This is a genomic window from Rhodococcus sp. MEB032 (assembly GCF_030208925.1).
Taxonomy (GTDB): domain Bacteria; phylum Actinomycetota; class Actinomycetes; order Mycobacteriales; family Mycobacteriaceae; genus Rhodococcus_F; species Rhodococcus_F qingshengii.
The window spans coordinates 381415-390320 of sequence record NZ_JARVSY010000002.1; the positions used below are offsets into that span (position 1 = coordinate 381415).

Genomic DNA, 8906 nt, shown 5'->3' on the forward strand with positions numbered 1-8906 from the left:
CGCAGGGTCGGATCGAGGTTGTGCAGCCTGGTCACAATTCGACAAGCAGGCTGATTCCGAGAACCGCCATCATCACGGCGATCAGAGCATCGAGAACCCGCCAGGCGTTGGGTTTCGCAAAAAGCGGCGTCAGCAGACGTGCGCCGTAACCGAGGGCGCCGAACCAGACCACACTTGCCGTGATGGCACCGGCGGCAAACCACCAACGTCCGATCTCGCCGCGACCGTTGGCGATAGAACCCATGAGCACCACGGTGTCGAGGTACACGTGTGGATTGAGCCAGGTGAGAGCCAATGCCATCGTGACGGCGGCAAGCCTCGACCCGTTGCCATGTCGATCCGGTGCCAACGTCTGGGGGTGAAGTGCCCGCTTGGCGGCGAAGAGCGAATAGCTGAGGAGGAAAACGGCGCCGGCGATACGAACGAACGTGATCATCGACGGTGCGTGTTCGAGGAGGGTCCCGATTCCGCTGACGCCCGCGAGGATCAGAATTGCGTCTGACAACGCGCACACTGCGACGATCGGGAGTACGTGCGATCGCGTCAGGCCTTGACGAAGAACAAACGCATTCTGGGCGCCGATTGCGACGATCAAAGACAGTCCGACCCCGAAACCGACGAGGGCCGACGCAGGGTCGTTGGTGCTGAGCATGTTGTCGAGCCTGCCGCGCAGATATCATTCAGTCCAGCTAATGATTCTAAAGACACATCAGAGTAGCTTCAGATTATGTTGGATTTCGAGCAACTGAGGGCATTGCACGCCGCGGTCGACGAGGGAACCTTCGAGGCGGCGGCGCGGAAACTACACATCACGCCTTCGGCGGTCAGCCAACGAATCAAAGGTCTCGAGACCTCGGTTGGCCGGATCCTGGTGCAGCGCACCAAACCCGTCCAGGTCACCGATTCAGGGAGAGAAGTCCTGCGTCTTGCACGTCAGATAGACGCTTTGTCGCGTGACACCGTGCGAGAGCTCGGCCTTGAAAATGGTTCAGGGATGTTTGCGCGTGTCTCGATCGCGGTCAATGCCGATTCGCTGTCCACCTGGGTTCTCGGGGCCCTCGCGGAGTTCACGCAAGAAGTCAGTTTCGATTTTCATCTCGACGATCAAGACCACACCACCGAACTGCTGCGCGACGGTTCGGTCATGGCTGCCGTCACGTCTGTTGCGTCACCGATTCAAGGGTGTACCTCCAGTCGGTTGGGCATCATGCGGTATCGGCCGATGGCGAGTGCAGAGTTCTGCCGTCGTTGGTTCGCAGACGGTGTCACGGCCGAATCCCTTTCGGAGGCGCCGCTGGTGGTGTTCAATCGCAAGGATCTGCTGCAGGATCGGTACCTCGATCAAAAGGTCGGCCACCCCGCCGATCCGCCCCGTCATCTTGTTCCTTCATCGGCAGACTTCGCGGACGCCGTCAGGCGGGGATACGGCTGGGGATTGATACCGGACCTGCAGCGCGGCGACGACGATCGTTCCGGCGTGCTGATCGGATTCGATCCGGACTTCGTGGACGACGTTCCGCTGTACTGGCAGCAGTGGAAACTGTCGTCACCTGTCTTGCGCCGGATCTCCGAGGTGGTGACCAGACGCGCCCACGAGGTGTTGCATCAGCCGTCGAGCTGATGTGCACCGCACGGGCGGTGTTGTGCTCAGGCGCTGTTGTGCTCAGGGAACAAAGAACCTGGACAAGTTGATCCCCTGGGACCGTTTCTTCGGCCGCAGGACGCCGATAGTGTTTTGAGTCACACACGAATGAAAGGTGCTGACTCTCGTGGCGAACATCGGATATCTGGCTTGGGATCTTGCAGAGAAGTACGGGCAGAAGCCGTGCTTGCGGGACGACCACGTCGAACTCACGTATGAAGAGTTCGCAGATCGCACGGAAGCTGTTGCCGCGCAATTGGCCGGACTCGGAATCGGCCTCGGTGACGTGGTGGCGATCATGCTGCCCAATCGCGTCGAGTTGCTGATCGCGATCATGGCTGCCTGGCGCATCGGTGCTGCCGCTACACCCATCAATCCGATGTTCACCGCGAACGAAGCGGACTACCAGATCGCGGACTCCGGGGCCGAGTTGGTCATCACCGCCACTGCCGACGCACCCTCGGGCGGCCGCGCAGTGTTGGCCGTCGAGGATCTGGCGACAGTGCCGCCGACCGATCCCCGACCCGGAATCGATGTTGCAGCAGACGATCTGGCGTTGCTCATCTACACCAGCGGCTCCACCGGACGGCCCAAGGGAGTGATGCTGACTCATGCCAACCTGCAGTTCATGGCTTCGTCGATGGGCAAGAACATCGGTGTTACCGGCGCGGATCACTGCCTGCTGATTCTGCCGCTGTTCCATGTCAACGCGATCTGCGTCAGCGTCTTGACGCCCTTACTTGTCGGCGGACAGGTGAGTGTCACCGGGAAGTTCTCGGTTTCGAGATTCTTCGACGACGTCGCGCGGCTTCGCCCCACGTATTTCTCGGCGGTGCCGGCAATCTACGCGATGCTGACCTCACAGCCGGAAGACTCCTCGATCGACACGTCGTCCTTGAGGTTTGCCGTGTGCGGTGCGGCGCCGATCAGCAAGGAACTCCTCGAACGCGCTGAGCAGCGTTTCGGTTTCGTGATCGTGGAAGGTTACGGACTCACCGAGGGGACCTGTGCGTCGGCCTGCAATCCTGTGGACGGCGTGCGCAAACTCGGTACGGTCGGCCCGGCGTTGCCCGGCCAGCAGATTGCCATTCTTGCCGAGGACGGAACCTTTGCGCCCGCCGGGACTGCCGGAGAGGTGGTCATCAAGGGTGGCAACGTGATGCGTGGCTATCTGGGGAAGCCGGAGGAGACTGCGAAGACCGTCAAGGATGGTTGGTTGCATACCGGTGACGTCGGAGTCCTCGACGAGGACGGCTACCTGACCCTGGTCGATCGCATCAAGGACATGATCATCCGTGGGGGAGAGAACATCTACCCCAAGGAGATCGAAAATTCGCTCGCTACACATCCTTCCGTGCTCGAGGCAGCCGTCATCGGCGCTCCGCACCAGGTCTACGGAGAGGTGCCAGTTGCCTATGTCGTTGCCTACCCCGATGCACCCGTCACCGAAGACGAACTGCTCGAACATGTCACGGCCTTGCTCACCCGAGTAAAGGTGCCAGTGGCGATCTACGTCGTCGATGCGCTTCCCCGAAACCCGGTGGGCAAGATCGACAAACCTGGAATGAGACGAGCTTTGAGCGCAACTCCCGCTTACTAGTCACTTCCCCGCAATACCAGCACAGCTCGACGACGTCCGTCGAGTCGATCCGTCATGCCCACATTCCGTATTTCAGGAGCACATCATGGGATTCAAAGAAGGAAACTTCCCTCCCGTCGATCCGGCAACGTTCATGGACAAGCCGTTTCTCGAGCGTCTGCGTGACATGTCCACGCACTGGGTGGATTACGGCTTCGGTACGCCGAAGATGGTCCACACCGTCTACATCATGAAACTGTTGTTCCTCTACCTGGCAGCTGGAACAGCCGTTGCCACTTTGACTTCCGGCCTCTCGTGGTTCGACATCGGATCGTGGTGGAACCAGCCGATCGTCTACCAGAAACTCATCATCTGGACGATGATGCTCGAGATGCTGGGCTTGGCAGGATCCTGGGGACCGCTCGCCGGCCACTTCAAGCCGATGACCGGTGGAGTTCTCTACTGGCTCCGCCCCGGCACGATTCGTCTGCCACCGTGGCCGGGCAAAGTGCCGCTCACCTCGGGTGACACCCGCACGGTGTTCGACGTCTTCATCTATGCCGCCGCAGTCGCCAATCTCCTTGTTGCCGCTGTTCTCCCCGGTGTTCACACCACAGGAATCGATTCGGCAATCGCTGACAATGCCGGACTGGTGCGCCCGACGGTCTTGTACTCCTTCCTGGTACTCATGGTGATTCTCGGGTTGCGGGACAAGGTGCCCTTCATCGCTGCCCGTAGTGAGCAGTACCTGCCGGCGATCTTCTTCTTCACATTCCTGCCGTTCGTCGACATGATCCTGGCGCTCAAACTGCTGATCGTCATGGTGTGGATCGGTGCCGGTGTCTCGAAGTTCGGTCGCCATTTCTCGCTGGTGGTTCCTCCGATGCTCAGCAATACCCCGTGGATCCCGTCGAAGAAGATCAAGCGCGCCCACTACCGGAATTTCCCGGAGGATCTGCGGCCTTCACACCTGGGCGGCGGCGTCGCACACGTGGCCGGAACGATGGTCGAAATCGTCACCCCGTTGATACTGCTGTTCTCGACGAACAAGACCCTCACGATCCTCGCCGTGATCCTCATGGTCGGATTCCATCTGTTCATCGCGTCGACCTTCCCGCTTGCCGTCCCACTCGAATGGAATCTTCTGTTCGCCTATGCCTCGGTCTTCCTGTTCCTGGGATTCCCGGCATGGGACGGCTACGGACTCGGCGCCATGTCCTCACCGTGGATCACCGCGGGAATTGTTGCAGCCCTTGCCTTCTTCCCCATTCTCGGAAACCTTCGACCGGATCTGGTGTCCTTCCTGCCGTCGATGCGTCAGTACGCCGGCAACTGGGCATCCGCGACGTGGGCATTCGCGCCGGGCGCTGAAGCCAAGATCGACCAGTTCATCAAGCGTCCGTCGCCGGATACGCGCAATCAGTTGATGACGATGTACCCCGAAGATGTGTCCGATGTCGTTCTGCATCAGCTGTTGGGCTGGCGTTCCATGCACAGCCAGGGGCGTGCGCTGTTCTCTCTGATGATCAGGCACCTCGGCGACGACATCAACACGTACTCACTGCGGGAAGCAGAGTTCATGTGCAACTCCATCGTCGCCTTCAACTTCGGTGACGGGCACCTGCACGACGCGACGTTGATCGCAGCCATTCAGCGTCGCTGCAATTTCGCACCCGGTGAGTTCCTGGTGACCTGGATCGAATCGCAGCCCATCCACAAGGGAACGCAGGAGTACCAGGTGATCGATGCCGCTCTCGGTGTCATCGAACGAGGTACTTTCAAGGTCGCCGACGCAGTCGCCGAACAGCCGTGGTTGCCGAACGGGCCCATTCCGTTCGACGTTCAGTGGACACTGGACGTACGGGCCGACCGCGCGGCAACGGATCCGCAGGTTGTCTCCGAACCGAAGATGCGTACGAGGGTCAGCGGTAGCGAGCAAGAGGTGAGTAAGTGACAAAGGCCGTAGTCGTCGGCAGCGGGCCCAATGGGCTCGCTGCCGCGGTACACCTCGCACGTAGCGGTGTGGACGTGCAGGTGCTCGAGGCTGCCGACCAGATCGGCGGAGGCACCCGCTCCGGTCCGATCGACGTGCCGGGGTTGATCCATGATCACTGCTCGGCGTTTCACCCGATGGGTATCGGCTCGCCGTACCTGTCCAAGCTGGACCTCGAGCGATACGGGCTGATCTGGAGATGGGCAGAGGTGGACTGCGCGCATCCGCTCGACAACGGGGACGCCGGGGTTCTGTACCGCTCTCTGGAGCAGACGGCTGCGGGACTCGGCGCTGACGGGCCTCGATGGCAACGCATGTTCGCTGACTTGTCGACCGGGTTCGATGCGCTGGCGTCCGACCTGATGCGCCCGATCGTCAATGTTCCGCACCATCCGCTGCGGCTCGCAGCTTTCGGTCCGCGAGCGCTGCTTCCGGCAACGGTGACCGCCAAACTGTGGAAGACGGACAAGGGGAAGGCGCTGTTCGGCGGGGTTGCCGCACACGCCTTCTATCCACTCAACCGTCCGGCCACCTCGGCGGTGGGATTGATGATCACTGCTGCTGGTCACCGCTACGGTTGGCCGGTTGCCGAGGGAGGTTCGCGGTCGATCACCGACGCGATGGCTGCGATGCTCCTCGATCACGGCGGCAAGATCGACACCGGCGTTCGGGTTCGTACGGCCTCCGAGATTCCGGACGCCGATGTTGTTCTGCTGGATGTCAATCCGGGGGGTGCGCTCGAAATTCTGGGCGATCGACTCCCTGGTCGAGTGGCGAGGGCCTATCGAAAGTTCAAGCAGGCTCCCGGAGCATTCAAGGTCGATATTGCGATCGAAGGTCATGTGCCGTGGACCAATCCGGACTGTGCTCGGGCCGGAACTGTCCATCTGGCAGGTGGTTTCGACGAAATCGTGGCCGCTGAGCGTGAGACGAATTCAGGCCGTATGCCGGACCGGCCGTTCGTGCTCCTAGGTCAGCAATACCTGGCTGATCCCACCCGATCTGCCGGGAACTTTCATCCGCTGTATGCCTATGCGCACGTGCCTCACGGTTACGCCGGCGACGCTACGGAGGCGATCATCCGTCAGATCGAGAGGTTTGCGCCAGGATTCCGGGAGCGGATCGTCGCGACATCGAGCAGTGGTACAGCTGACCTGGCAGAGGACAATCCGAATCAGGTAGGCGGCGACATCATCGGAGGTGCCAACACCGAACTGCAGGTTGTCTTGCGTCCGCGCGTCGCAGTCGATCCGTACAGCACGGGGATCGCGGGCACTTACCTGTGCTCGGCCTCGACCCCGCCGGGTGCCGGAGCACATGGAATGTGCGGGTACAACGCAGCCGAATCGGCTCTGAAGTACCTGCGACGAAAGGGTGCGGAAGTTCTGTGAGTAGTCCATCGCACAAGGAGCGAGGCGCCGGTGCGATGCGGCGCCTCGCCCGAGTGCCTACAGCCGCGGAGCCGGAAGTGCTTGCGGTGGTTGCCGAGTTGGCACGACGACTCGACGAGCGCAGCGCCGACATCGCGCGTGAGATGGCCTTCATGATGGCTCACGAAATCGACCAATTGGATGCAGACGCCAAATTGCTCGAAATGCTCGAGGCCAGCGTGCAGGGAAACATCACGACGATCATCCACGTATTGGCCAACGACATTCCGATCGATCATCTCCAACCCACCACTGCTGCAGTGGAATACGCGCTGCGTCTGGCGCAGCGGGATGTCCCGTCCAACTCCCTTGTCCGGGCCTATCACATGGGCCAAGGCGATCTGATGCGGATCTGTCACGACGAGATCAGCACACTGGATATTCCGGCGCGACTCACTTTGGCTGTCCTGAAACACACTTCGGACGTGGTCTACAGCTACATCGACTGGATCACGCTCTACGTCTTCGACGCGTACGAGCGGGAACGCAGTCGATGGATGGCAGCGCAGGGAAACCTCCATTCGGCCGCAATCCACGCCCTCCTGTCCGGCACCAACGCAGATACCGCTGCTTTCGAAGCGGAGACCGGGTACCGCCTGGGTCAGAACCACGTCGCCCTGGTGGTCTGGTCGACGTGGGATGCCGACGTCATGGGCATCAATACGCTGGACCGACTCGTACGTGATCTCGGCGCAGCGGCGGGAGCGGACAAGCCGCCGATCATCACCGCCATCGATCGGCGCACGGTGTGGGCGTGGCTGCCGTTCGGTCGCCGGGTGCCTGCGCCGGATCCGGAGGTTCTCGCGGCGGCAGTGCCGTTGGACGGCGGGGCGCGGGTGGCAATCGGACTGCCGGGGTCAGGGGTCGACGGTTTCAAACGGTCCCACGAACAGGCAACCGCCGCCTATTCGGTTGCCGCCGTCCCGGATACACCGCAGCGACCTGTGGTGAGCTTCGGAGACCGCGGCGTCGCTGTGGTTTCACTTCTGTCCGAGAACATCGATTCGACGAAGTCATGGGTCTGGGAGGTGCTTGGCCCGTTGGCGGAAGATACGCCCTCTGCTGCATCCTTGCGGACGACGTTGAGTGTGTACTTTGCACATGGTGAAAGTCATCTGCACACTGCCAATCACATGAATCTGCACCGGAATACGGTGAAGTATCGCATCAACAAGGCGCTCGGCGATCCAGTTGCTGCCGGCCGAGACAAGTTGGATCTTGCTCTGGCCCTGCAGGTTTGTGAGTTGTTGGGTAGATCGGTCTTGCGCCCGGCCAAATCGTCGTGAGTTGTGGACGCGCCACGGCCTGTGGGCTCCGTATCGGGTTTTGATGTCCGATGCGGAGCCTGGCCGTGTTCTGTTGTCGCCAAAGAGGTTTGACCCCTCAGGTTTTGAAGGTGGTGTTCGCCGGCCTGGGTTGCTGTCCGGGGTCGATCGAGGGCGGCGGGACGAACCAGGGTTTGTTGTCGGCGCCGATTCGGATTTCCCATTTGCCGACGAACCCGGATTTGCGGTGCATCAGTCGGTGATGTGAACGGCACAGCAGCACCAGGTTGTTCATCACCGTCGGGCCGCCGTTCGCCCAGTGCCGGATATGGTGCGCATCCGTCCAGGCAGGCACACATGAACACCCCGGGAACGCGCAGCCCCTGTCTCGGGCGATCAACGCCACTCGCTGTTCGGGGGTGACCAATCGTTTTCCGGGTTTCGCATCGAGCGGTGCGCCGTGATCGTCGAGCAGGACGGTGGAGAGGAAGCAGTCGCAGCCGAGGAGTCTGGTCTGTGACACGGACAGTGGTCCGAGCCAGGGCATGTGCCCGACATCAAGATTGGCCAGGTCCAGAGAGTCGTCATCACCCGAATCCGAAGACTGTGCGGCACAATCCCGATGCTCAGCCAAATCCCGAGCATTGATGTGCACGTTCACATGCGGACGCTGACCACCATCGGTGCCGGTCTTGGCGCAATCGAGATAGCGGCGGATCAGTTCGGTGAACCCGTCCGCGGTGCGTTTCGCCGCCGACCGGGCATCCGGCGTCCCATCCGGTGCTGGGGTCGGCATCGTCAGATTCGACAACGCCGACAGCAACATTCCCCCGGTGAGAGCGTCGAAATCACCACGCACCACCACTCGACCGTTCAAGGTCGACGCGATCCGCAACTCGTTGAGATCGACATCCTCGGCGGGCGGAATCTCATCCGATTCGAACAACCGCTCCAAGGTCGCGATCACGTTCCGCACCTTCGTCGTCGTCGCCTCCAC

At 61.2% G+C, this 8906-nt stretch carries 7 protein-coding genes; 5 read left to right on the forward strand and 2 right to left on the reverse strand.

Annotated features, from left to right (window positions below; all coding sequences use genetic code 11):
* Window positions 1–31: 31 nt before the first annotated feature.
* Window positions 32–652 carry a LysE/ArgO family amino acid transporter gene (locus tag QRN54_RS04520; RefSeq protein ID WP_003943198.1) on the reverse strand — a complete coding sequence of 207 codons (621 nt, stop codon included), beginning with the start codon at window positions 650–652 and terminating at the stop codon, window positions 32–34.
* Between the two features lie 75 nt (window positions 653–727).
* Here QRN54_RS04520 and QRN54_RS04525 point away from each other — a divergent pair, with 75 nt between their 5' ends.
* The 5 genes from QRN54_RS04525 to QRN54_RS04545 all read left to right on the forward strand — a co-directional run bounded on the left by QRN54_RS04525 (window position 728) and on the right by QRN54_RS04545 (window position 7930).
* On the forward strand, window positions 728–1621 hold the full coding sequence (locus QRN54_RS04525; RefSeq protein WP_007730552.1) for a LysR family transcriptional regulator ArgP: 894 nt from the start codon (window positions 728–730) through the stop codon (window positions 1619–1621).
* 148 nt (window positions 1622–1769) lie between these two features.
* On the forward strand, window positions 1770–3242 hold the full coding sequence (locus tag QRN54_RS04530) for a class I adenylate-forming enzyme family protein (RefSeq protein WP_285181663.1): 1473 nt from the start codon (window positions 1770–1772) through the stop codon (window positions 3240–3242).
* An 85-nt stretch (window positions 3243–3327) separates the two neighbouring features.
* On the forward strand, window positions 3328–5175 hold the full coding sequence (locus QRN54_RS04535) for a DUF3556 domain-containing protein (protein WP_285181664.1): 1848 nt from the start codon (window positions 3328–3330) through the stop codon (window positions 5173–5175).
* Window positions 5172–6605 (forward strand): phytoene desaturase family protein, encoded by a 1434-nt coding sequence (locus tag QRN54_RS04540; RefSeq protein ID WP_285181665.1) that lies wholly within the window; start codon window positions 5172–5174, stop codon window positions 6603–6605. Before QRN54_RS04535 ends, QRN54_RS04540 begins: the two co-directional genes overlap by 4 nt.
* A gap of 35 nt (window positions 6606–6640) precedes the next feature.
* On the forward strand, window positions 6641–7930 hold the full coding sequence (locus tag QRN54_RS04545) for a PucR family transcriptional regulator (protein WP_285181669.1): 1290 nt from the start codon (window positions 6641–6643) through the stop codon (window positions 7928–7930).
* Window positions 7931–8027: 97 nt separating this feature from the next.
* Here the strand turns inward: QRN54_RS04545 and QRN54_RS04550 are convergent.
* A partial coding sequence (locus tag QRN54_RS04550; RefSeq protein WP_285181666.1) for an HNH endonuclease signature motif containing protein occupies window positions 8028–8906 on the reverse strand: 879 nt, incomplete at its 5' end.

Excerpts from the sequence above, each read along its gene's own strand:
- QRN54_RS04520 (WP_003943198.1), bottom strand. The coding sequence starts at position 652 with ATGCTCAGCACCAACGACCCTGCGTCGGCCCTCGTCGGTTTCGGGGTC.
- QRN54_RS04525 (WP_007730552.1), top strand. The coding sequence starts at position 728 with ATGTTGGATTTCGAGCAACTGAGGGCATTGCACGCCGCGGTCGACGAG.
- QRN54_RS04535 (WP_285181664.1), top strand. The coding sequence starts at position 3,328 with ATGGGATTCAAAGAAGGAAACTTCCCTCCCGTCGATCCGGCAACGTTC.
- QRN54_RS04545 (WP_285181669.1), top strand. The coding sequence starts at position 6,641 with ATGCGGCGCCTCGCCCGAGTGCCTACAGCCGCGGAGCCGGAAGTGCTT.